Origin of the sequence: Aeromonas sp. (assembly GCF_051657805.1) — a bacterium.
In the GTDB taxonomy this organism is placed as follows: domain Bacteria; phylum Pseudomonadota; class Gammaproteobacteria; order Enterobacterales; family Aeromonadaceae; genus Aeromonas.
Genome location: NZ_JBOFLJ010000024.1, coordinates 293,092 through 313,681, shown reverse-complemented (window position 1 = coordinate 313,681; position 20,590 = coordinate 293,092). Strand labels below are relative to the sequence as shown.

The 20,590-nt window shown below is 60.3% G+C and carries 22 protein-coding genes and 1 pseudogene; 16 read left to right on the top strand and 7 right to left on the bottom strand.

Annotated elements, in window-relative coordinates; translation table 11 throughout:
* The first annotated feature begins 220 nt into the window (after positions 1-220).
* The 5 genes from thrA to ACRCYW_RS10490 all read left to right on the top strand — a co-directional run bounded on the left by thrA (position 221) and on the right by ACRCYW_RS10490 (position 5,699).
* On the top strand, positions 221-2,680 hold the full coding sequence (thrA, locus tag ACRCYW_RS10510; RefSeq protein ID WP_438550055.1) for a bifunctional aspartate kinase/homoserine dehydrogenase I: 2,460 nt from the start codon (positions 221-223) through the stop codon (positions 2,678-2,680).
* A gap of 2 nt (positions 2,681-2,682) precedes the next feature.
* Complete coding sequence (thrB, locus tag ACRCYW_RS10505) at positions 2,683-3,657, top strand: homoserine kinase (protein WP_438550054.1); 975 nt, start codon at positions 2,683-2,685, stop codon at positions 3,655-3,657.
* A complete protein-coding gene (gene thrC, locus ACRCYW_RS10500) occupies positions 3,654-4,928 on the top strand; it encodes a threonine synthase (RefSeq protein WP_438550053.1) in 1,275 nt (424 codons plus the stop codon). The genes thrB and thrC overlap by 4 nt, the downstream gene beginning before the upstream one ends.
* 97 nt (positions 4,929-5,025) lie before the next feature.
* The gene (locus tag ACRCYW_RS10495) at positions 5,026-5,427 is read left to right on the top strand and encodes a YybH family protein (protein ID WP_438550052.1); all 402 of its coding nucleotides are present in this window, start codon (positions 5,026-5,028) and stop codon (positions 5,425-5,427) included.
* Positions 5,428-5,594: 167 nt separating this feature from the next.
* Complete coding sequence (locus tag ACRCYW_RS10490) at positions 5,595-5,699, top strand: threonine synthase (RefSeq protein ID WP_438550051.1); 105 nt, start codon at positions 5,595-5,597, stop codon at positions 5,697-5,699.
* A 90-nt stretch (positions 5,700-5,789) separates the two neighbouring features.
* Here ACRCYW_RS10490 and kwaB read toward each other — a convergent pair whose 3' ends face one another.
* The 3 genes from kwaB to ACRCYW_RS10475 form a co-directional block, all read right to left on the bottom strand.
* Complete coding sequence (kwaB, locus tag ACRCYW_RS10485; protein WP_438550050.1) at positions 5,790-6,752, bottom strand: anti-phage protein KwaB; 963 nt, start codon at positions 6,750-6,752, stop codon at positions 5,790-5,792.
* Between the two features lie 2 nt (positions 6,753-6,754).
* The gene (gene kwaA / locus ACRCYW_RS10480; protein WP_438550049.1) at positions 6,755-7,360 is read right to left on the bottom strand and encodes an anti-phage protein KwaA; all 606 of its coding nucleotides are present in this window, start codon (positions 7,358-7,360) and stop codon (positions 6,755-6,757) included.
* Between the two features lie 209 nt (positions 7,361-7,569).
* Positions 7,570-8,085 (bottom strand): REP-associated tyrosine transposase, encoded by a 516-nt coding sequence (locus ACRCYW_RS10475; RefSeq protein ID WP_438550048.1) that lies wholly within the window; start codon positions 8,083-8,085, stop codon positions 7,570-7,572.
* A 577-nt stretch (positions 8,086-8,662) separates the two neighbouring features.
* Here ACRCYW_RS10475 and ACRCYW_RS10470 point away from each other — a divergent pair.
* From ACRCYW_RS10470 to tsgA, 3 genes are all read left to right on the top strand, one after another.
* Positions 8,663-9,043: a hypothetical protein gene (locus ACRCYW_RS10470; RefSeq protein WP_438550047.1), complete on the top strand. Its 381-nt coding sequence runs from the start codon at positions 8,663-8,665 to the stop codon at positions 9,041-9,043.
* A 287-nt stretch (positions 9,044-9,330) separates the two neighbouring features.
* A complete protein-coding gene (deoD, locus tag ACRCYW_RS10465) occupies positions 9,331-10,032 on the top strand; it encodes a purine-nucleoside phosphorylase (protein ID WP_438550046.1) in 702 nt (233 codons plus the stop codon).
* Between the two features lie 54 nt (positions 10,033-10,086).
* Positions 10,087-11,250: an MFS transporter TsgA gene (gene tsgA / locus ACRCYW_RS10460; protein WP_438550045.1), complete on the top strand. Its 1,164-nt coding sequence runs from the start codon at positions 10,087-10,089 to the stop codon at positions 11,248-11,250.
* Between the two features lie 78 nt (positions 11,251-11,328).
* Here tsgA and ACRCYW_RS10455 read toward each other — a convergent pair whose 3' ends face one another.
* Positions 11,329-12,006 (bottom strand): Crp/Fnr family transcriptional regulator, encoded by a 678-nt coding sequence (locus ACRCYW_RS10455; protein WP_438550044.1) that lies wholly within the window; start codon positions 12,004-12,006, stop codon positions 11,329-11,331.
* Between the two features lie 611 nt (positions 12,007-12,617).
* Here ACRCYW_RS10455 and ACRCYW_RS10450 point away from each other — a divergent pair.
* From ACRCYW_RS10450 to ACRCYW_RS10415, 8 genes and pseudogenes are all read left to right on the top strand, one after another.
* Positions 12,618-12,881, top strand: a complete 264-nt coding sequence (locus ACRCYW_RS10450; protein ID WP_438550043.1) for a BufA1 family periplasmic bufferin-type metallophore — start codon at positions 12,618-12,620, stop codon at positions 12,879-12,881.
* 66 nt (positions 12,882-12,947) lie between these two features.
* Positions 12,948-13,799, top strand: a complete 852-nt coding sequence (gene bufB, locus ACRCYW_RS10445; RefSeq protein WP_438550042.1) for an MNIO family bufferin maturase — start codon at positions 12,948-12,950, stop codon at positions 13,797-13,799.
* Between the two features lie 37 nt (positions 13,800-13,836).
* Positions 13,837-14,592, top strand: a complete 756-nt coding sequence (locus tag ACRCYW_RS10440) for an HvfC/BufC family peptide modification chaperone (protein ID WP_438550489.1) — start codon at positions 13,837-13,839, stop codon at positions 14,590-14,592.
* Positions 14,585-15,034 carry a DoxX family protein gene (locus ACRCYW_RS10435; protein WP_438550041.1) on the top strand — a complete coding sequence of 150 codons (450 nt, stop codon included), beginning with the start codon at positions 14,585-14,587 and terminating at the stop codon, positions 15,032-15,034. The genes ACRCYW_RS10440 and ACRCYW_RS10435 overlap by 8 nt, the downstream gene beginning before the upstream one ends.
* A 94-nt stretch (positions 15,035-15,128) precedes the next feature.
* Positions 15,129-15,593 carry a GNAT family N-acetyltransferase gene (locus ACRCYW_RS10430; protein ID WP_438550040.1) on the top strand — a complete coding sequence of 155 codons (465 nt, stop codon included), beginning with the start codon at positions 15,129-15,131 and terminating at the stop codon, positions 15,591-15,593.
* A 340-nt stretch (positions 15,594-15,933) separates the two neighbouring features.
* Positions 15,934-16,704, top strand: a pseudogene (locus tag ACRCYW_RS10425) (PAS domain-containing protein); the annotation flags it as partial.
* A gap of 105 nt (positions 16,705-16,809) precedes the next feature.
* Entirely contained in the window at positions 16,810-17,238 is a 429-nt protein-coding gene (locus ACRCYW_RS10420) for a methyl-accepting chemotaxis protein (protein ID WP_438550488.1), read from the top strand.
* A gap of 174 nt (positions 17,239-17,412) precedes the next feature.
* Positions 17,413-17,970 carry a DUF3332 domain-containing protein gene (locus ACRCYW_RS10415; RefSeq protein WP_438550039.1) on the top strand — a complete coding sequence of 186 codons (558 nt, stop codon included), beginning with the start codon at positions 17,413-17,415 and terminating at the stop codon, positions 17,968-17,970.
* A 107-nt stretch (positions 17,971-18,077) separates the two neighbouring features.
* Here the strand turns inward: ACRCYW_RS10415 and ACRCYW_RS10410 are convergent, their stop codons facing one another.
* Genes ACRCYW_RS10410 through mobA form a run of 3 tightly spaced genes read right to left on the bottom strand, consistent with a single transcriptional unit; the run spans position 18,078 to position 20,586 of the window.
* A complete protein-coding gene (locus ACRCYW_RS10410) occupies positions 18,078-19,136 on the bottom strand; it encodes an FUSC family protein (protein ID WP_438550038.1) in 1,059 nt (352 codons plus the stop codon).
* A 41-nt stretch (positions 19,137-19,177) separates the two neighbouring features.
* The gene (gene mobB / locus ACRCYW_RS10405) at positions 19,178-19,951 is read right to left on the bottom strand and encodes a molybdopterin-guanine dinucleotide biosynthesis protein B (protein ID WP_438550037.1); all 774 of its coding nucleotides are present in this window, start codon (positions 19,949-19,951) and stop codon (positions 19,178-19,180) included.
* Positions 19,948-20,586 carry a molybdenum cofactor guanylyltransferase MobA gene (gene mobA, locus ACRCYW_RS10400; protein ID WP_438550036.1) on the bottom strand — a complete coding sequence of 213 codons (639 nt, stop codon included), beginning with the start codon at positions 20,584-20,586 and terminating at the stop codon, positions 19,948-19,950. Before mobA ends, mobB begins: the two co-directional genes overlap by 4 nt.
* Positions 20,587-20,590: the final 4 nt, after the last annotated feature.

The following is a 20,590-nucleotide window of genomic DNA, read 5'->3' as shown; positions in this document are numbered from 1 at the left end:
GCTTCGTTCAAGAGTGTTCGTCATGCAGTCATTCATCAACGTCATCACCACCACCATTATTACCGGTACCACCACAGGTGGCACTGGGGCCGGTTGATGCGCTGACGAACAAGCACAGAAATCAGAAAAGGCCCGTACCCACCCAGTACGGGCCTTTTTGTTGGATGATTTTCAGAACCATAGTCGGGCAGATTTTTAAGGATCAGAGGGAGAGAAAGCGATGAGAGTGTTGAAGTTTGGCGGGTCTTCACTGGCCGATGCAGAGCGTTTCTTACGGGTAGCCGATATCGCGGTGAACACCCACGGTCAGTCTCAAGTAGCCCTGGTGCTGTCGGCCCCGGCCAAGGTGACCAACCACCTGGTAGCCCTGGTGGAGCAGACCAGCCGCGGCATGGATGCCAGCAGCACATTGTTCGAGATCAACGGTATCTTCTCCCGCCTGCTGGCGGGGCTGAAAGCCGCCTATCCGGCGCTGGATGACAAGGCGCTGCTGGCGCGTCTGACAGCTGAGCTGGATCAGGTGGAGCGGCTGATGCAGGGTATCCGGCTGCTGGGGCTCTGCCCGGACAACGTGCAGGCCCGCATCCTGAGCCGCGGCGAGAACCTCTCCATCGCCTTCATGCACGAGCTGCTGCGGGTGCGCGGCCTCGAGCTGGATCTCATCGTACCGGAGCAGTTGCTGGTCACCGACGGCGGCTATCTGGAAGCCCACGTCGACATCGAGGCCTCCCGCCTGCGCTTCGCCGCCAAAGGCTTGCGCAGCGATTGTCTCTACCTGATGCCGGGCTTCACCGGCGGCAGCGACAAGGGCGAGACCGTGCTGCTCGGCCGTAACGGCTCCGATTATTCAGCAGCCGTCTTGGCCGCCTGCGTCGATGCGGAGTGTTGCGAGATCTGGACCGACGTGGAGGGTTGCTACAACTGCGATCCGCGCCTGGTGCCGGATGCCTACCTGCTCAAAACCCTCTCCTACAAGGAGGCGATGGAACTCTCCTACTTCGGCGCCAAGGTGCTGCACCCCAAGACCATCGCCCCGGTGGCCCAGTTCCATATTCCCTGCCTCATCAAGAACAGCTTCAACCCGCAAGGGCCGGGGACGCTTATCGGTGTCGAGCAGGGGGATGACGATCTGAAAGTGAAGGCCATCTCGGATCTCTCCGGCATGTGCATGTTCAACGTCTCCGGCCCCGGCATGAAGGGCATGGTGGGCATGGCGGGCCGCATCTTCTCTGCCGTCTCCCGCGCCGGGGTCAGCATAGTCCTCATCACCCAGTCATCCTCCGAGTACAGCGTTAGCTTCTGTATCCACAGCTATGACAGCGACAAGACCCGCAAGGTGCTGGAGCGCGAATTCGAGCTGGAGTTCAAGAACCAGCTGCTGGATCCGCTCGAGATCATGACCGATCTCGCCATCATCTCCCTCATCGGCGACGGCATGCGCACCAGCAAAGGGATGGCGGCCCGCTTCTTCACCTCATTGGCGCAGGCCTCCATCAACATCGTCGCCATCGCCCAAGGGTCGAGCGAGCGCTCCATCTCCGCCGTGGTGCGGGATCGCAAGGTCGCTGAAGCCATCAAGGCCTGCCATCAGAACTTCTTCGGCAGCCAGCAGTTCATCGACCTCTTCGTTGTCGGTGTCGGCGGTGTCGGCGCAGCCCTGGTGGATCAGATCGCTCGCCAGCAACCCGTGCTGGCCGAGCAGGGCACCGGCCTGCGGGTGGTGGGCATCGCCAACAGCCGCCAGATGGCGGTCAACAAGGATGGGCTCAATCTCGCCAACTGGCGTGAACAGCTGGTGGAGGCCCGCGATAGCTTCAGCCTGGAGGCGGTGAAGAAGGCGGTGGAAGAGAGCCACCTCATCAACCCGGTGATCGTCGATTGCACCTCCAGCGAGGCGGTCGCCGTCCAGTATGCGGACTTCCTGGCCGCCGGTTTCCACGTGGTCACCCCGAACAAGAAGGCGAACACAGGGTCGCTGGATTACTACAAGGCGCTGCGCCGCACCGCCCGCCAGACCCGTCGCAAGTTCCTGTACGAGACCAACGTCGGCGCCGGCCTGCCGGTCATCGAGAACCTGCAGAACCTCATCAAGGCCGGTGACAAGCTGCGCGCCTTCGACGGCGTCCTGTCCGGGTCGCTGTCCTTCATATTCGGCAAGCTGGACGAGGGCATGGCCTTCTCCGAGGCCACCGGCATTGCCCGTGGCAACGGCTTCACCGAGCCGGATCCCCGCGACGATCTGAACGGCATGGACGTGGCGCGCAAGCTGCTGATCCTGGCGCGCGAGGCCGGCATGGCGCTGGAGCTGTCCGATGTGGAAGTGGAGCAGGCATTGCCGCCGGGCTTTGATGTGAGCGGCGATGTTGAGGCCTTTATGGCTCGCCTGCCACAAGCCGACGGCTGGTTCCGCGACCAGTTCGCACTGGCCCAGAGCGAGGGCAAGGTGCTGCGCTACGTGGGGTCGATTGAGGGAGGCAAGTGCAAGGTCGCCATCAAGGCAGTCGGCGCCGATGAGCCGCTGTTCAAGGTCAAAGACGGGGAGAACGCGCTCGCCTTCTTCTCCACCTATTACCAGCCCATCCCCCTGGTGCTGCGCGGCTATGGCGCCGGTACCGAGGTGACTGCCGCCGGCGTCTTCGCCGACGTGCTGCGCACCCAGAACTGGAAGCAGGAGCTATAAGCATGAGTTCAGACATGTACGGCAGTGTAGTGGCCTATGCCCCGGCCTCCAGCGCCAACCTGAGCGTGGGTTTCGATGTGTTGGGGGCGGCCCTCGCCCCCGTGGATGGCTCCCTCTTGGGGGATCGCGTTCAGGTCAAGGCCGCGGGTGTACCCTTCGCCCTCTCTTCCGTGGGCCGCTATGCCCACAAGCTGCCGGATGATCCCAAGAAGAACATCCTCCATGACTGCTGGCTCGCCTATGGCGAGGCGTTGGAGAAGCGCGGCCTTGGTCTCAAGCCGCTCGAAATGGTGCTGGAGAAGAACCTGCCGGTGGGCTCGGGCCTGGGTTCCAGCGCCTGCAGCGTGGTGGCGGCACTCGAAGGCCTCAACGCCTTTCACGGCGCCCCCCTCAATGAACACGACCTTCTGCTGCTAATGGGGGAGATGGAGGGGCGCATCTCCGGCTCCGTGCACTACGACAACGTGGCCCCCTGCTATCTCGGCGGCATGCAGCTGATCGTGGAAGAGGCGGGCGTCATCAGCCAGGGCATTCCTGTGTTCGAGCAGTGGTACTGGGTGGTCTGCTACCCGGGCACAGTGGTCTCCACCGCCGCCGCCCGCGCCATACTGCCTGCCCAGTATCGCCGCCAGGATTGCCTCACCTACGGTCGTCGACTGGCGGCGTTTGTGCACGCCAGCTACAGCCAGCAGGAAGGGTTGGCGGCGAGTGTGCTCAAGGACGTTATTGCCGAGCCCTATCGCGCGGCCCTGATCGAAGGTTTCAACGAGGTGCGGGCCCAGGCGGCCCAGAACGGGGCATTGGCCACCGGCATCTCGGGCTCCGGTCCCAGCGTCTTCGTGGTGATGAAGGATCTGGCCCAGGCCGAGCGCATGAAGGATTGGATGGACGCACATTTCGTGCAGAACGAAGATGGATTTGCCCGGGTCTGTAAATTGGACATGGCCGGGGCACGGGTAACAGGAAGCGAGCTATGAATCTTTACAATATCAAGGACAAGAGTGAACAGGTCAGCTTCGCCCAAGCGGTGCGCCAGGGGCTGGGTCGCGAACAGGGGCTCTTCTTCCCCGAAAGACTCGAGCCGCTGGCCGACGTGGACGCCCTGCTAGCGCTGCCGCTGGCCGAGCGTTCCGCTCGCATCATCAGCCACCTGTTGGGGGACGAGGTGCCTGCGGCCAAGGTGAGCGATCTGATCGATGCCGCCTTCACCTTCCCGGCGCCCCTGGTGAAGCTGAAAGATGGCACCTATGCCCTGGAGCTGTTCCACGGCCCGACCCTGGCGTTCAAGGACTTCGGTGGCCGCTTTATGGCCCAGTGCTTGGCGACCTTCAGAACCAACGACAAAATTACTATCCTCACCGCCACCTCGGGCGACACAGGCGCCGCCGTGGCCCACGCCTTCTACGGGCTGGAGGGGATAGAGGTGGTCATCCTCTATCCCAAGGGCAAGATCAGCCCATTGCAGGAGGCGCTGTTCTGCACCCTGGGCGGCAATATCCGCACCATCGCCATCGACGGCGACTTCGATGCCTGTCAGGCGCTGGTGAAAGATGCTTTCGACGACGAAGAGCTGAAAAAGGCCATCGGCCTGAACTCCGCCAACTCCATCAACATCAGCCGCTTGTTGGCCCAGGTCTGTTACTACTTCGAGGCGCTGGCCCAGTTGCCCAAGGCGGATCGCGCCAAGGCGGTCATCAGCGTGCCGTCCGGCAACTTCGGCAACCTGACTGCGGGCCTCATCGCCAAGGCGCTGGGGCTGCCGGTGAAGCGCTTTATCGCCGCCACCAACGCCAACGATACCGTGCCGCGCTACCTCAAGACCGGCCAGTGGGAGCCGCACCAGACGGTCGCGACCCTGTCCAACGCCATGGATGTGAGCCGCCCCAACAACTGGCCTAGGGTAGAAGAGCTGTGCCGTCGCAACGGCTGGGCGCTGGAGACCCTGGGCTCTGGCATGCGCAGTGATGCCGAAACCCGTGATGCGCTGAAACGCCTGCATGAGCTGGATTACCTGTGCGAACCCCATGGCGCCATCGCCTGGGATCTGCTGAACGAGCAACTCGGTGAAGATGAGGTGGGGGTGTTCCTCTGCACCGCCCATCCCGCCAAGTTCAAGGAGTCGGTGGACGAGATCCTGGGGCTGGATGTGCCGCTGCCGGGCCCGCTTGCCAAGCATGCCGCCCTGCCGCTCTTGTCCCACAACCTGCCGGCGGAGTTCGCCCCGCTACGAGCCTTCCTGCTCGGTTAAGCACTTATCAAACATCCCCGGCCTCGGGGGATGTTTGTTTTCAGCCTCAGGCGGGGAAATCCGCATTGGATTATCGCTTTGGATTAAGGAGCACTGCATGAGCCAGCATCCACTACGCGCGCTTATCGAGACCTGCGACGCCGCCATCTCCCGGCGCAACTTCGACGCCCTGATGGCCTTCTACGCCGAGGACGCCGCTTTGGTGGTCAAACCCGGCATGGTGGTGCGCGGCATTCCCGCCATCCGCCGCGCCTTCGGGGCCATCTCGGATTACTTTGACGGGCAGCTTGAGGTGACTCAGGGCGCCATGGAGGTGATCGAAGGGGCCGACAATGCGCTGGTAATTATGGAGACCAAGCTGAATTACCCGGATGGTAAAGGCGGCCGGATCGACGAAACCCGCCGCGCCACCTATGTGTTTCGCAAGGAGGCAGATGGGCAGTGGCGCTGTACCATAGATAACTCCTATGGCACCACCTTGCTGGATGCAGACCTATAAGTTGCAGAATCTGCTGATAGTGCTGTCCTACTACCCGGGCACCTTGCTGTTGATCTCCCACGATCCCGACTTTGTGGCGGGGGTAGGGATTGAGAGGGAGTATTGGTTGAAGGGGGAGAAACAGATACTGACAAACGTATGAGCCTCTACACAAATTTAAGGAGTCGGTGGACAAGATTCAGGGTCTGGATGTGCCGCTGGCCAAGCTACCGCTGCTCTCCGTTAATTTGACTGCGGAGTTTGCCCGGTTAAGAGCCTTTCTGCTGGCTTGAGTCTTGGCCGCGAGCTAACCGATAGAAATAAAAATCCCCCGGTAACGGGGAATTTTTATAGCCAAGGGTATAAAACACGGTCGTGCATTGTTAGTGAGTTTCAACTTCATCCTTCGCGACACTTTCATAGTAAAAGTCAGTTAATTGCGAAGTTAAAAAATCATCCATTAATATCTTTATAAATAGATCTTTGGATACTTTGGTATCGAGCATTATTTTTGTTTTTTCAGGGTTAAAGCGGATTCTGTTTTTTAATGCTGGATATGCTTGGCAAAATGCAATGATTTTATCATTGCTAATATTTGAGGAAAGCACTGGAGATGATTTCGCGACCCTTGTTAACTTTCTTGCATATTTTACGTCACTTACCAAATTCTCCAACTCACTGATGTTGGATAAAATGTCTTTGTTTCTAATTGCAGCTATGCCTAATGCGGCTTCTTTTTTTATGACGTCATGAAAGCCAAAACTCTTTTCAATGACATCCAATTCAAAAATAAAAATACCTTTTTCTGTTCGTATTAGCTGAAAGTTATCACTAATCCTAAAAAAGTCATCATTTATTTTTTCAAATTTCGAATGAGATTGTTTCAAAAAGAAATGCTTTTTCGAAAAAATGTTTACTGGAGCCATAGTTTTATATAAAACTATCTGTTTATTGTGATCCCCAATCTCTATCAGTAGTACTTTGATATTATCAATGCCATCCTCATCTACTTTAAAAAACTCATGGTCATCAGTCTCAACTACTTTGTTCATAGCATTGAGTTCATCAGGTATATCAAGATCATAGTAGTAAATAACCTTTGATCTGCTATCTGATGAGGATAGGTTTAAAATGCTTAAATCTTCGTTATCGATCACTGTCGACTGTAATTTGGTAAGAAATAGTGAAATTAATCCACCTTGTGCTTCAGGATTAATATCCATTTTCTTCGGAGTATCATCTCCCTTTACTAGTGCATATACAACAACTGATATTTTATCTTTATTTTCAATGAAATATTGTAGCTCAGCATTTAATAGCTGTTTTCTTTCAATGGCTTTTGTCATCATCAAACCTTATAATCTGAATAGTAAATTCTGTCATCTAATTTTATGTACCTTACAAGGTCATTATTTTTTAGCTTTTGGCGGGTAATAACAATAATGTCATCTCTAGTTTGATTGCCTTTAAATTCACCACTAACTTTGTAAATATGAAACCCCAGTAAAGCCAATGATGGATTTGCATAAAAAAGATCTGTTTTTATATATATTACGCCCATGACAATTAGTAGTATTACAAGAACGAAAATATATTTTGTTTTTTCAAGATCAAAGGTTATCAATGGTATTACGTATGTTGCCAAAAAAGTCAGGTGTTCATAGTTTATGCTTTCAATTTTTGTTATTTTAAAAGGGATTTCAGGTGTTTGTCTAACGTCACTTTTGAATTTTAAATAACAGCAAACACTATATATAAAAATGCCAATGAAGATTATTGATGTTGTATTTCTTTCAATTAAATTATAAGTTCCAATGAATTCGCATTGTTCTCCAAAACAAACTGGAATATCAATTGTAATGATTATAAAAAATAAAAAAAGTAGTGATAGAGACAATATGTAGAGGCTGGCTTTTTTATATGTATTACTCCAGTGATAATTTTCTTTATTCATAGAACCTCCGTTCTATTACCTTATCCTGTATATTGGGCTAAATACTGTAGGTTGGTGCTGAACGAAGTGAAGCCCAACGTTTACCGAGAAAGCTAAATTCGGTTTCTTATTTTCTATTGTCACGATTCCTATCGTATTTTAGACATCATATCTCTCATTTGTTGGGCTTCGCTGTGCTCAGCGCCAACCTACAACAAATCCCAAGCCGATTATTCCCGACCCGAGTTACTATCAATGGCCCAATCTGGCCCTATCCATCCTGCGGTGATATGGCGATGAATGGAGGAGTAAGGCCAATCGACCGGCTTGGCACAATAACCATGTTTGACCGGATTGAAGTGGATGTAATCGACATGGGCTTGCAGATCCTTGTCATCCCGGATCAGATATTCCCAATAACGGCGTTGCCAGATACCGCGTTCCCGTTTTCTGAGTCGGCTCTCCTGTATCCGCTCTGTTTTGGCGAGCCTTCGTGAAAAGCCAGCCTTGATCAGAGACCAGCGCATGGGATAGTCACTGTCATCGGGCGGTAGTTGCCAGATGGCATGGAGATGATCCGGCATCACTACCATGGCAATAATTTCGAAGGGGTGTTGCTGTTTGACGTAGCGGATCACTTCGCGCAGCAGGTCGATGTGACGTACCAGCAGATCCTGTTTTCGGTCAGCCAGGTTGACGGTGAAGAACCAACATGCCCCACTGGTTGTTGCTCGGCGATAGCGCATGGTTCTCCTTTCCGGTATCGGGCGGAAATATCCAGTCTGTTCGGTTGCACCGAATGACCACCAACTGACCGAGGGCATGCGTGTTGGGCTAACTTCATCAATCACAGTGCAAAGCCACGCTACCGCCCGTGGATTAAAGCTTCCAATATGCTCCATTGACCAGCGAGGGCTGAGGCCCATCGCAGCAATAGGCAACGGATGGCTATGTTAAGCCAATTGAATCTGCTCTCACCAGACAAAAAGTGACGTAACTATCAGGAATATCTGCGTTTTATGCGCCAGCTCAATAAATCGCAGTGGCTGGGTACAGGATTCCCATGGCCCTTGATTTTATTGGGGGCGGCGAGCGTCGCGGAGTAGAGGGGGATGGCTTGCTGTTGAAGAAGGGCTGGCCGGGGAGAATCCCGCTCAGCCAATCGGCGCTATAGTGCGGGCTATGGTGCCCTGTGCTCCGTGGCCCTTGCTGGCGAGGCGGAGGATCTGCGGCAACAATCAGCTGTTGTCATAACAGTTACTTGCAATCAGATCACCATGCAAACAGGTCACCATGCCAACACATCACAATAAGGAACGTCATATGAAGCGTATTGCCATCCTGTTCGGCCTGCTCTGCGGCAGCGTGCTGCTGGCCAATCCGGTCTTTGCCAACGACGCTGCCCAGTTGCAGTGCGAGGCGCAGGCTGTGGCCAAAAAACTGGCGGGCGCCGCCAAGACCAGCTTTGTCGGCAAGTGCGTGAAAGATGCTGCTGGCGCTGCGACCGGCGAGTGCGAGAAGGCGGCGGCCGACAAGAAGCTGGCCGGCGCGGCCAAAAACAGCTTTATCCAGAAGTGCGTGAAGACGGGCGCGGCGATGGATCCGGCGGCCAAGTGCGAGAAGGCTGCGGCCGACAAGAAGCTGGCTGGCGCGGCCAAGAACAGCTTTGTCCAGAAGTGTGTGAAGGATAGCGCCGCCAAGTAAGGGGTTTTCTTGTCCGGTGTGTTTGCGGGGGGCCATCAAGGCCCCCCGCGCTTTTTGGGCGCAGGGGCGTTATTGCTGAATGGGTGACGGGGCGTTTGCCGCAGGGGCAGGGTTGGGTTGTGTGGAGGCAGATAAGCAGCGGCGCAGGGTGGCAAGCGGGGCTGCCCCGGAGAAGTTGCCGGAACTGGGATCTCGATCGGGGCAACAGGACTTTTGTCCTGCAAGGGGCGAGGGGGCGGGGGCTAGGATGCCCTCATCCACACGAGTCAAACTGGAGCACAACAACAATGACCGCTCATATCAATGCCAACCCGGGCGATTTCGCCGAGACCGTCATCATGCCGGGGGACCCGCTGCGGGCCCGCTATATCGCCGAGACCTTTCTGACCGATGCGCGCGAGGTGACCAATGTGCGCAACATGCTGGGCTACACCGGCTATTACAACGGCCAGCGCATTTCGGTGATGGGCCACGGCATGGGGATCCCCTCCATGGTGCTCTACGCCCACGAGCTGGTGAACGACTTCGGGGTCAAGCGGATCATCCGCATCGGCAGTCTGGGGGCGACCCAGCGCCACGTGCAGATGCGTGACGTCATTCTGGCGCAGGCGGCGGGCACCGACTCCCCGACCAACGCCAAGCGCAGCGCCGGCTACCAGATGGCCACCTCGGCCGACTTCGCCCTGCTGTACAAGGCATTTACCAAGGCGCAGGAGAAGGCGATTCCGGTCAAGGTGGGCAATATCTTCACCGGCGATCTCTATTACGATCCGGACGAAAACCTCATTCCGGCGCTGGAGAAGTTCGGCGTGCTCGGCATCGACATGGAGGTGGCCGGTCTCTACGGGCTGGCCCATCAGCAGGGGATCGAGGCGCTCGCCATCCTGACCGTCTCCGACCACTGCCTGACCGGTGAAGAGACCACTGCCGAGGAGCGGCAACTCTCCTTCAACCAGATGATCGAGCTGGCGCTGCACACCGCGCTGTAAGCGCCGCAGCCCGCCCAACCCTGCACGCACCCTGACCCTTATGAGAGATCCAATATGAACAATAAGCTCTCCCTCACTGCCATCAGCTTCCTGGCCAACTTCGTGATGGCCGGTTTTGCGACCCAGTTCGGCATGCTGATCGACCCCATCGCCGCCAAGTTCGGCGCTGACGTCAATCAGGTGGCCTCCATCTTCTCCCTGCTCAACGGCGGGGCGCTGGCGGGCACCATTGCCGCCTTCTTCCTCATCGAGAAGGTGGGCCTCAAGCGGATGACGCTGCTCTGCTACGGCCTGATCGCGCTGGCGGCGGCCGCGCTTCATCTGACCGGCTCGCTCTATGTGGTGATGGCGGCCATGACGGTGATTGGCCTGTGCGGCGGGGTGGGGCTCTGCATCGCGGGGACGCTGGTGGTGAGCGTCTGGCAGGCGCGGATGCAGAGCACCATGCTGGTGGTGCAGGATGCCACCTTCAACGTGGCCGGGGTGGTCTTTCCACTCATCACCACCTACACCCTGACTCACGCCATGGCGTGGAGCTGGAGCTATCTGGCGGTGGGCGTGGTGGCGCTGGCGACCATGCTGGTGGCGGTGCTGACCAACTTTCGCAGCTGCGAGGCAGGCGGCGAGAGCGCCGGCAACGAGCACTCGGAGTGGAACCTCGGCATCATCAGCGGCGGGGTCGGGCTCTTTCTCGGCATGCTGGCGCTCTACACCTTCCTCACCTGGGCGCCCATGTTCGTGAAGAACAAGTTCGGCATCCCCTTCGAGGAGGCGGGCAACATCATCACCCAGTACTGGACGGCGGCCCTGCTCGGTGCGCTGGTCTCCACCGCCATCGTGACCCGCATTGCGATCCGCACCTTCCTCTTGGTGATCATCACCCTGGCGATGGGGATGACGACGCTCATCGTCACCACCGACAGCCTGAGCCAGCTGCCTTACCTCACCTATGGTTACGGCTTTGTCTGCGCGGCCCTCTACAACGCTTTTATCGCCTACGGGGTGTCGTTTGTGCGGCAGGCATCGAGCAAGAACGTCTCCTATATCCTTATCAGCGGCAGCGCGGGGGCCATGTTCAGCCCGGCCATCAGTGCCCTGCTGGAGCAGGTGATCGGCCTGCAGGCGGTGATGTACGCCATTCCGCTCATCTATGGCGTGATCCTCGCCATGCTGGTAGCGTCGCTGCGCATGGCCCGGCCGCAGCCTTGTCTCGCCTGAGCGGGAGAATGAACAGCAAGAGGGGCGGTATAAACCGCCCCGCTTTTTTGTCTTTAACTGGCAACTGATGTCCGCGACTTATGGCTGCTCCAGAAAGGCCTGGAGCCCCGCCAGATCGCGGATCTGCAACCCCTCTTCGCCGCGCTCCACGAGTCCCTTATCCATCAGCTCTTTCACCGCCCGCCGGTAGACCCGATCCGTGGTGCCAAAGCGCTCCGCCTCCTGATACCCCTTGCGAAAGCCGCTCACCGGGTTGTGGTGACAGTGGCTGTGATAGAGGTCGAGGGCGATGTTGTAGCTGATGGGGTAGAGCATGCGGCAGGTGAAGATATCCACCGTGTCCTGATAGTCGATGGCAATGGCGGTGGCAAAGAAGAGCGCCACCCTGGGGTGGGCGACCAGCGCCTGCTCCAGCTGTTCGCCATCGATGCGGGCCACTTCCAGCGGCTCCTCGGCGATGATATCGAGCTGGCAGCGATAGCCGGTGAAGAACTCCATCTCGCCAAACAGCTGGTGGTCGCACTCCAGGGTGCCGAGCTGAAAGCGGCGGCCATTCATGGCGGTGTGGCCCATGGCGATGCGGCCGCTCTTGACCAGCACCAGATCCCGCAGCGGTTCGCCCTGGCGCATCAGGGGCTCCCCCTCGGGGAGCAGGCGCCGCTCCGTGATGCAGGAGCCGACCACCTGTTCGATGAGATCGTGGCCGGCTTGCCAGTGGGGCTGAAAGCGCCCCTTGAGAAGGGGTTTGAGTTGCATGGGGTTCCGGGTCGTCGCCAAACACAAACGGCTATTACACACGTTCGCACCCGGATACTCCAGCCCCTGGTAGCCTGACGTCTTGTCAAGGACACAAGCGATCCCTGCCTTGTGTGTCATCGCATAGCGGCAGACGGGCAAGCAGCAAGAGATTTTGTGGCAGATATGGCCAAGAACAACTTTATCCAGAAATGCGTCAAGACGGCCTGAGTACCGGGCATGGCTGGTGGAAGGGGCCTCTGGCCCCTTTCTCTTTTTATCGAGACCCATCAGTGACTCTCACGGCCTGGGAGGTGGCGGCAGCACGTGTGATAGGTTTTTGACTGCAGGCCGTGTTTGATGCGGTTTGACGGGGTAGGGCATCTATTCCCGTACCGTGGTCGCCGCTGCCGGGCAGAGGGGCAGGCTCCCGTCTTTTTATCTGCATTTATTTTTCATATATAAAACAGCTTGTTACCTGAATTTTCTTCATCTATTTCTCCCAATATCGCCTTTTGATGAAATCTTTTCTGCCCGGCACCGGTTCTATAGGGGGTAGCCGGCGCGCAAGCCCGGCAACACATTCACACCGCAGATATCAGCCATTCGGCTCAACAATAAGGAAGATCCCAATGAACGTGAAAAAAAGCACAGTCCTCACCTGCGCCATGACCGGTCTGCTTGCCCTGGGGGCCCAGATGGTCGCCGCCCCGGCCATGGCCGCCGAGGAGAAAGAGAAGTGCTACGGGGTGGTGAAGGCGGGCAAGAACGACTGCGCCACCAAGACGGCCTCCTGCGCCGGCACCGCCAAGATGGATGCCCAGGGGGATGCCTTCGTGGTGGTGCCCAAGGGGTTGTGCGAGAAGCTGGCGGGTGGTTCCCTGCAACCCAAGTAAGCGACACACCATGATGTGGCGACTGGGCCACATCATGGTTTTCCCTCGATGACTGCGAGCCTCGCCATGAACCCTTTGATCGGTATCGGATTACGCCCCCCTCACTATGACGACCTTCGCCAGACCCGCCCAGCCGTGGGCTGGCTGGAGGTGCACAGCGAGAACTACTTCGAGCGCCACGGCCTGGGCTTCGAGGTACTGGCCGAGCTTGCCGGTCACTACCCCATCAGCCTGCACGGGGTGGGCATGTCGCTCGGCTCCGCCGATCCCCTGGATCCTGTCCATCTGCGTCAGCTCGGAGCCCTGGTGCGGGATATCCGGCCGGTGCGGGTCTCCGAGCACCTGAGCTGGGGCAGCATCGGCGGGCGTTACTTCAACGATCTGCTGCCGGTGCCCTACACCCAGGCGGCGCTGGCCCGGATGAGCGACAAGATAGAGGAGGTGCAGCAGACCCTGGGGTGTCAGCTGCTCATCGAGAATCCCTCCTCCTATCTGCAACTGCCCGGCGAGATGAGCGAATGGGCGTTTCTGGCCGAACTCGTCCGGCGTAGCGGTTGCGGCATCTTGCTCGATCTCAACAACCTTCATGTCAGTGCCTTCAACCACGGCTTCGACTGCGCCGACTATCTCTCGGCCATAGACCTTGACCGGGTGGGGGAAATTCACCTCGCCGGTTACACCGACAAATCCCTGCCCGAGGGGCACCTCTACATCGATACCCACAGCGCCCCGGTGGCCGAACCTGTGTGGGAGCTTTATCGCCAGAGCTGCGCCCGGCGAGCCATCCCCACCCTGATCGAATGGGATCTGGATATACCGCCGCTGCCGGTACTCCTGGGGGAGGCGCAGCTGGCGAGCGACATCATCAGCGCCGCCCAATCCATGCCCCCCGTGGCCGGGGAGGTCTTTCATGCCTGAGCTGGCCCCCTTGTTCTGCCCATCGCACCCTGTCGATCTGGCGCCGTTGCGGCGTGTACAGCAGGGGTTTGCCGCGGGGTTGCTCGGCGACGACGATGCGGCCCTGGGGCTGATCGCCCCCTCGACCCTGCCTGCCGAAGCCCTCTTGCAGGTCTATCGCAACAACTTCGTGCTGGGCCTGAGCGAGGTGTTGGCCAGCACCTATCCCGCCGTCGAGGCCATGGTGGGGGGAGCGTTCTTCGCCGCCGCGGCCCGCGGCTTCGTGCTGGCCGAGCCGCTGAGAGAAGGCTCTGTCATGCACTATGGCGAGGGCTTTGGTGATTGGCTGGCGGCCCTGCCCACTACGGCGACACTGCCCTGGCTGGGGGAGCTGGCCCGCTTCGAGTGGACGCTGGAGCGCGCCGCCCTGCTGCCAGCGGATCCCCGTGTCTGGCCGACGGAGCGTCTGGCAGCCGTCCCCCCGGTGCGCTGGGAGCAGTTGGTGCTGCAAGTGGCGGGCGACATATTGCCGTTCGAGAGCCCCTATCCGGTGCTGGCGCTCTGGAGGATGGCCCTGCACGGCGGCCCCGAGGCCGGCGATCTGGACGCCCCTTGCTGGCTGGCGCTCAAGAAGCGGCCGGATCACAGGGTCGAACCCGTCTCCCTCGGCCTGCCCGCCTGGCAACTGCTGCAAGGCTGTCGCCAGGGGCAGCCGCTGGCCACCTTGCTTGGTCAGGATCCCGTCTTGGCCAAACACCTGCCCACCCTGGTTACCCTCGATCTGCTGGTCGATCTGGAGCTTGCCTATGACTGAACACACCGCATCCTCGTGCCCCTGGTCCGAGCGACTTCAACCCAGCCTCGCTGGCGCCGTGCTGCTGCTCGCCCGGCTCTGGGTCGCCTTTGTCTTCCTGCGCTCCGGCTGGCTCAAGCTGAGCGCCTGGGACTCCACCCTCTATCTGTTCGAGTTCGAGTACCGGGTACCCCTGCTGCCCTGGCAGTGGGCGGCCTATGTGGGCACGGCCACCGAGCTGCTGTTGCCGCTCTTGCTGGTGGCCGGCCTCTTTACCCGTCCGGTCGCCCTCTTGCTGTTTGGCTTCAACATCATGGCGGTCGTCTCCTACCCCACCCTGTGGGCGGGGGGCTTTTACGATCACCAGCTGTGGGGCTGGATGCTGCTGACCCTGGTGGTGTGGGGGGGCGGACCCCTGGCGCTGGACCGCTGGCGCCTTGAAAGGGGGCGCCGGCAGGGTTAGCCTGCATGAGCAACGAAGGGGCCTTTGGCCCCTTTTTCATCCCCGGTGACGGCGGACCAAAGAGGAGGATTTTCATGGGTTCAGGGAGCGCGAGATGAGAGTACGAGAGGCCGGGCTGGCCGATATCCCCGCCCTGGTGGCGCTGCGTTTGCAGCTGTTTTGCGAGTTGGGGGAGCTTGCCACCCCCGAGGCGGATCCTGCCCTCTGGCAGGCGACCCAGGCCTATTTCACGCAGTCGATGCAAGAGGGCAGTGGTCGCTCCTGGCTGGTGGAGGTGGACGGGCAGCCAGTGGCCTGCGGGACCCTGGCATTCTTCGTGCGCCCGCCCTATCCCGGCAATCTGAGCGGGCGGGAGGCCTATCTGCTCAACATGTATACCCGCCCGGATTGGCGAAATCTGGGCATGGCGAGCGCCCTGCTCGATGCCATGGCCAACTGCGCCAGGGAGCTGCAACTCGGCAAGCTGTGGCTCCATGCCAGCGAGGAGGGGCGCCCCCTGTATGAGCGCATGGGCTTTGTGGCCAACCCCGCCTATCTGGAGTGGTGCCCCGCCGACTGATGCCGCCGACATTGAGCGGATAGGCCTTCTGGGTAAGGCGGCCAATCTGGAATGGCGCCCGCCGGGCTAAACCGCTGACACCGATGATCCGAAACTGTGTGTTTGACGTACTGTCTGCCCTTGGCACCCTTGCTGCTTTTCTATACACTGCGCGCCCCCGGTAAATGAGAGGTATCTGGGGCAAGTTGATGTCTGCTCATCGGACCTCAACAGGCGTGTTCCCTTCGGGTTCGGCTCTGTCGATAACAGGCTGCCTTGAGGGTGCTCAGTGGCTGTGCAGGCGTGATAGGAACAAGGGGCGACATGGCTCCATTCATACGGGTTCAGAGGTAGATCATCCATGTTCAATAACAAACTGAAGGCGCAGCTGCAGGCTTGCCAGAACGAGCTCGATGAGCGACAGGGGGTGGTGGAGGCCATCAGACAGGGGGTCGCCACCGTCATCTTCTCTCTACAAGGGGAGATCCTGGAGGCCAATCCGGCCTTTGCCAGCCTGGTGGGGTATGGGGCCGGTGAGCTGGTGGGGCAGGATCACCGCCTGCTCTGCCCAAGGGACTGGGCCCAGTCTCCCGCTTATCAGCAGTTCTGGGACAGGCTTCGCCAGGGGCAGGTGGAGTCCGGTCTGTTCGAGCGCGTCAACCAGGGCGGCGAGACGCTCTGGCTGGCGGCGAGCTACTTGCCGGTGAGGCAGCAGGGCAAAATGGTGCGGGTGATGCTGATTGCCAGCGACACCACGGCCCGGGAGCAGCAGTTGCAACGTCAGGAGGCGCTGGCCCAGGCGCTGGACAAGTCTCAGGCGATGATAGAGTTCACCCCGAACGGTGACATCCTGAGCGCCAATGCGAACTTCCTCGCCTGCATGGGTTACAGCGCGAGCCAGCTGCAGGGCAAGCATCACAGGATCTTCTGCGACGAGGCCTTCCTGCGCGAGCAGCCCCACTTCTGGGAGGAGCTGGCCCGCGGCCAGTTCAAATCCGGCCTTTTCATGCGCTACAACAGCCAGGGCGAGGCGATCTGGCTGGAGGCGACCTACAACCCCATCCGGGACGGGAGCGGCAGGGTGGTCAGGGTGGTCAGGGTGGTCAAGTTTGCCAGCGACATCACGGCGCGGATCCACCAGAACAATGCCACCCGGGATGCGGCAAGGCTCGCCCACAGCACGGCCCAGGAGACCCTGAGCAGCGCAGAGCAGGGGGCGGGCTTGCTGCGCGCCGCGGTGGAGACCTCCTCCCTCATCGCGACCCAGGTGGAGCAGGCCATCGACCTCATCGGCCAGCTCAACGAGCAGTCGAGGCACATAGAAGCCATCGTCTCCACCATCAGCGCCATCGCCGATCAGACCAATCTGCTGGCCCTCAACGCGGCCATTGAGGCGGCGCGGGCGGGGGATCAGGGTCGCGGCTTCGCCGTGGTGGCGGACGAGGTGCGCCAGCTGGCGGCCCGCACCTCACTCTCGACAGGCGAGATAGCCAAGGTGGTGCAGAAGAACCGGGAGCTGACCGCCCAGGTGACCGGCGACATGGCCGGGGTGGCGGGGAGCGCCGAGCTCGGCAGGGAGCAGATAGCCCGGGTCGACGCCGTCATGGTGGAGATCCGCCAGGAGGCGAACCGGGTGTCTGAGACGGTCTCCAACCTCTCCATCTGATCGGACCCGCGCGGGGGGCGGCCCCCGCGACGGGTTCTGGCACGATCGCCAAAAGTGTGAGCGGTCAGTCAGCCAAACTGAATACCGCCTGTACCGACTCCCCCTTGTGAATTGTTCAGCCCTCTCCCCTTGATTAGTCTGCCGGCTCATTATTCATTGAGCTGGAGTCAAGTGATGGCAGTTGGACAGAAAGGCAGGGCCGCGGCCCTGTTGCTGGGTATGGTGGCGAGCCTTGGATTGAGTGGTTGCATGGGGTCCATGGGCCTCTCCGCCATGGTGACCAAGGGCAACCTGAGCGTGGTGGATAACCGCTATGGCCGCGCCGGGGTCTTCGTGCTGCTCTCCCCCGTCTATGGTCTGGCGGCGACCGCGGATCTGTTCGTGTTCAACACCATCGAGTTCTGGTCCGGCAAGAACCCCATTACCGGCAAGTCGCCGGCCCTGGTGGATCAGAAGGCGGATGCGGTGATCAAGGTGAACCAGCACCTGGATCCGGCCCTCAACAAGGTGCCGCTCGCCATGTTGCCCCAGGGAGTGCGGGAGGTGGAGGTCACCTATCCTGACGAGCGTACCGCCCAGATGGAAATTCACTATTTGGATGGCCGCAGCAGCATGATGCGCGGTGAAAAGCGCGGCGATCAGGTGGATCTCTATCTCGACGGCAAACTGGTCTCGACCCTGACCGAGCAGCAGCTGGCCGAGATGAGCCAGGCGAAACGCACCCTGGCCTGATGCCGCGGCCGGTCAAGGCTGGCGTGATGATGGTTGTGAAAAGCCCCGCATTCGCGGGGCTTTTTTATGGGCGTATGCTGCTTCATGGGCACCGGCTTAGGGATGCCTCAGGGGCGCTGGAGCGGCTTGCCGTAGGGCTGCAGCACTAGCCCGAGCAATCGACTCAGTTGCTTGAGCTGCAGGGTGAGCTGCAGGTTGAGCCAGAGGTAGCCGCTGATGCTGGCCTCTTCGGCACTCAGGCGCACCCGGGTGGTGGTCTCGTCCAGGCAGGCGATGGCGAACTCCAGCTCCCGCTGATCACCGCTCTTGAGCATGAGGGCGAGTTGGGTGATCACCGTCTCGGTCGCCTGCTGACAGGCCCGCAGCTCGGGGGCGCTCTGCATCAGGAAGTGGCTGTGGCGATTGTTCCAGTAGGTGTTGGCCAGCATCTCCAGGGTGCAGAGGGTATTGCGAAGGGTGGTCTGGATGGCCTCGAAATGGGGGGCGTTGAGGCGGGTCTCCTTGACCGCCGGGGCCAGCAGGGGGCGCAGGCTGACCATCTTGGCGAGCAGGCGGGCGTGGCTCCGGGCCAGCTTGGGTCGCTCCAGCACGTTGGGGGAGAGGTGAGTGTGATAGAGGCGCTGGGCCATCATCAGGGTGTCGTGCATCTGCAGCCGCCAGTGGAGGTAGGCCCGCTGGGGATAGATGCTGCAAAACAGCAGCGCCAGCAGGGAGCCCAGGATCACGTCACCGCTGCGCCACAGGGCCGTCTCTATGTCGCCGGGCTTGCCCCCCATGACCACCCCCAGGGTGATGCCGATGAGCAGCCCCACATAGGGCCGCTTGCCGAGGGCCAGATAACCGCACAGGAACATGATGGCGCAGCTCCAGGCCAGCATCAGCGGCATGGAGTAGAGCTCCAGATAGAGGGCCACCACACCGCAGGCCGCCCCGAAGATGGTGCCCACCACCCGCTGCAGGGCGCGGGAGAAGACATTGCCCCAGAACGAGATGGGTCCCATCACCACTACCAGGGTGATGAGGGGCCAGGTGCTCTCCGGCAGCTGGAGCTCCCGGGTCAGCAGGAAGGTGAGGGTGAAGGCCAGGGCGATGCGCAGGCCGTGCACCAGGCGGTAGCGGCCATAGACCAGCAGATCGAGGCGGGAGAGGGGGGCGTTCAGGCGCAAGGGCGTCGTCTCATCTCGGGTTGAATGAAGAGGCCGGGGGCTTAGGTCGCTCCGGTCGGCAACAGGCGGATCCAGACCTCCTCTCCCTGTGCCACGGGCCGGGAGGAAGGACGCTCGATGAGGCAGTTGGGATCCGGCGGGGCCGCTGACATCAAACCACTTGCCGGCTGTACCTGCAAGCGGCCACTGGCATCCTGGCTCACATGACCGAGCAGAGGGCCGCTTTCCCCCGTCGGTATCACCGTGCGGATGCGGGCGAGCAGGCGCAGGGGGGCCGACGCCCTGGGGGGCACTGCCGCGCCTGCCCGTTCGGCCAGCCGCTCACAGATAAAGTCGCAGAGGGGGGAGAGGGCCGCGAAGCCGAAGCGGGGCAGCGCCGTGGCGACGGGGTCATCGCTCACCAGGGCGATCACATCGGGGTCCGTGGGGAACATCAACGGTCGGCCGATGGCCGCTCTGTGCAGCTCTATCTTGGGGAAGTGCTCGTGCTTGAAGCCCTCGATGAGCAGCAGATCGAGGCGCGACCAGTCAAAGCTAGCCAGCAGCTCGGCGAAGGGGGGCTCGCCCTCCGGGGTCTCGCGGATGAGGGCATGGCGCAGGCTGGAGGCGGCCATCACCTGGCCGGCCCCGGCCTGGCGCAGGCGGTAACTGTCCTTGCCCGGCTTGTCCATGTCGAACTGGTGGTGGGTGTGCTTGAGCACCCCGAGCCGCAGGCCGCGCTCGCGGAGCCGCGGGATAAGCTGCTCCAGCAGGGTGGTCTTGCCGGTGCCGCTCCAGGCCACGAAACCGAGCAGAGGCAGCGGGTTGTCCATCATGGCTTCTCCTCGCAGGCGCCCTTGCCGCTCGCCTTCAGACGCGCCTCGTACTCGGCTAGCTCGTCGGGGCTGTTGAGGTTGATAAAGGCGTCAGGCTGGTCGGCAAAGGGCACCACCGCCATCTTGTGGCGGCCAAACCAGGCGGCAATCTTGCGCTCCCCTTGCGCCAGCGCCTGCTGGAGGGAGGGGGCCAGGGGGCGGCTCAGCAGGGCGACCACGGGTTGCAGATGGCTGCCGTCGTGGGCCACCACCAGCTCGGCGTCCGGCTGCTGGGCCAGCGCCGCGCGAAAGCGGCTCATCAGATCCTGCGGCAGGCCGGGTCCATCGCAGGGGACGAACAGCACCCAGTCGTGGCGAGCGGACTTGAGGCCCGCCAGCATGCCGGCGAGGGGTCCCTGAAAATCGGCGAATTCATCACAGATGACGGGGGCGAGCGCGCGGTAGCGCGCCTGGCTGCGATTGGCGTTGATCAGCACCTCGTCCACCTGGGGCCGCAGGCGCGTCAACACATGTTCGATGAGGGGCTGGCCTGCCAGGGGTACCCAGCCCTTGTCATCCCCTCCCATACGGGTGGCGCGGCCACCGGCCAGGATCACGGCACTGACGGGAAAGGGGTGGGGGTCGCGGATTGTCATGGCG

Coding starts and splice junctions, on each gene's coding strand:
- thrA (WP_438550055.1), top strand. CDS start 221: ATGAGAGTGTTGAAGTTTGGCGGGTCTTCACTGGCCGATGCAGAGCGT.
- thrB (WP_438550054.1), top strand. CDS start 2,683: ATGAGTTCAGACATGTACGGCAGTGTAGTGGCCTATGCCCCGGCCTCC.
- thrC (WP_438550053.1), top strand. CDS start 3,654: ATGAATCTTTACAATATCAAGGACAAGAGTGAACAGGTCAGCTTCGCC.
- ACRCYW_RS10495 (WP_438550052.1), top strand. CDS start 5,026: ATGAGCCAGCATCCACTACGCGCGCTTATCGAGACCTGCGACGCCGCC.
- kwaB (WP_438550050.1), bottom strand. CDS start 6,752: ATGACAAAAGCCATTGAAAGAAAACAGCTATTAAATGCTGAGCTACAA.
- kwaA (WP_438550049.1), bottom strand. CDS start 7,360: ATGAATAAAGAAAATTATCACTGGAGTAATACATATAAAAAAGCCAGC.
- ACRCYW_RS10475 (WP_438550048.1), bottom strand. CDS start 8,085: ATGCGCTATCGCCGAGCAACAACCAGTGGGGCATGTTGGTTCTTCACC.
- ACRCYW_RS10470 (WP_438550047.1), top strand. CDS start 8,663: ATGAAGCGTATTGCCATCCTGTTCGGCCTGCTCTGCGGCAGCGTGCTG.
- deoD (WP_438550046.1), top strand. CDS start 9,331: ATGACCGCTCATATCAATGCCAACCCGGGCGATTTCGCCGAGACCGTC.
- tsgA (WP_438550045.1), top strand. CDS start 10,087: ATGAACAATAAGCTCTCCCTCACTGCCATCAGCTTCCTGGCCAACTTC.
- ACRCYW_RS10455 (WP_438550044.1), bottom strand. CDS start 12,006: ATGCAACTCAAACCCCTTCTCAAGGGGCGCTTTCAGCCCCACTGGCAA.
- ACRCYW_RS10450 (WP_438550043.1), top strand. CDS start 12,618: ATGAACGTGAAAAAAAGCACAGTCCTCACCTGCGCCATGACCGGTCTG.
- bufB (WP_438550042.1), top strand. CDS start 12,948: ATGAACCCTTTGATCGGTATCGGATTACGCCCCCCTCACTATGACGAC.
- ACRCYW_RS10435 (WP_438550041.1), top strand. CDS start 14,585: ATGACTGAACACACCGCATCCTCGTGCCCCTGGTCCGAGCGACTTCAA.
- ACRCYW_RS10430 (WP_438550040.1), top strand. CDS start 15,129: ATGAGAGTACGAGAGGCCGGGCTGGCCGATATCCCCGCCCTGGTGGCG.
- ACRCYW_RS10415 (WP_438550039.1), top strand. CDS start 17,413: ATGGCAGTTGGACAGAAAGGCAGGGCCGCGGCCCTGTTGCTGGGTATG.
- mobB (WP_438550037.1), bottom strand. CDS start 19,951: ATGATGGACAACCCGCTGCCTCTGCTCGGTTTCGTGGCCTGGAGCGGC.
- mobA (WP_438550036.1), bottom strand. CDS start 20,586: ATGACAATCCGCGACCCCCACCCCTTTCCCGTCAGTGCCGTGATCCTG.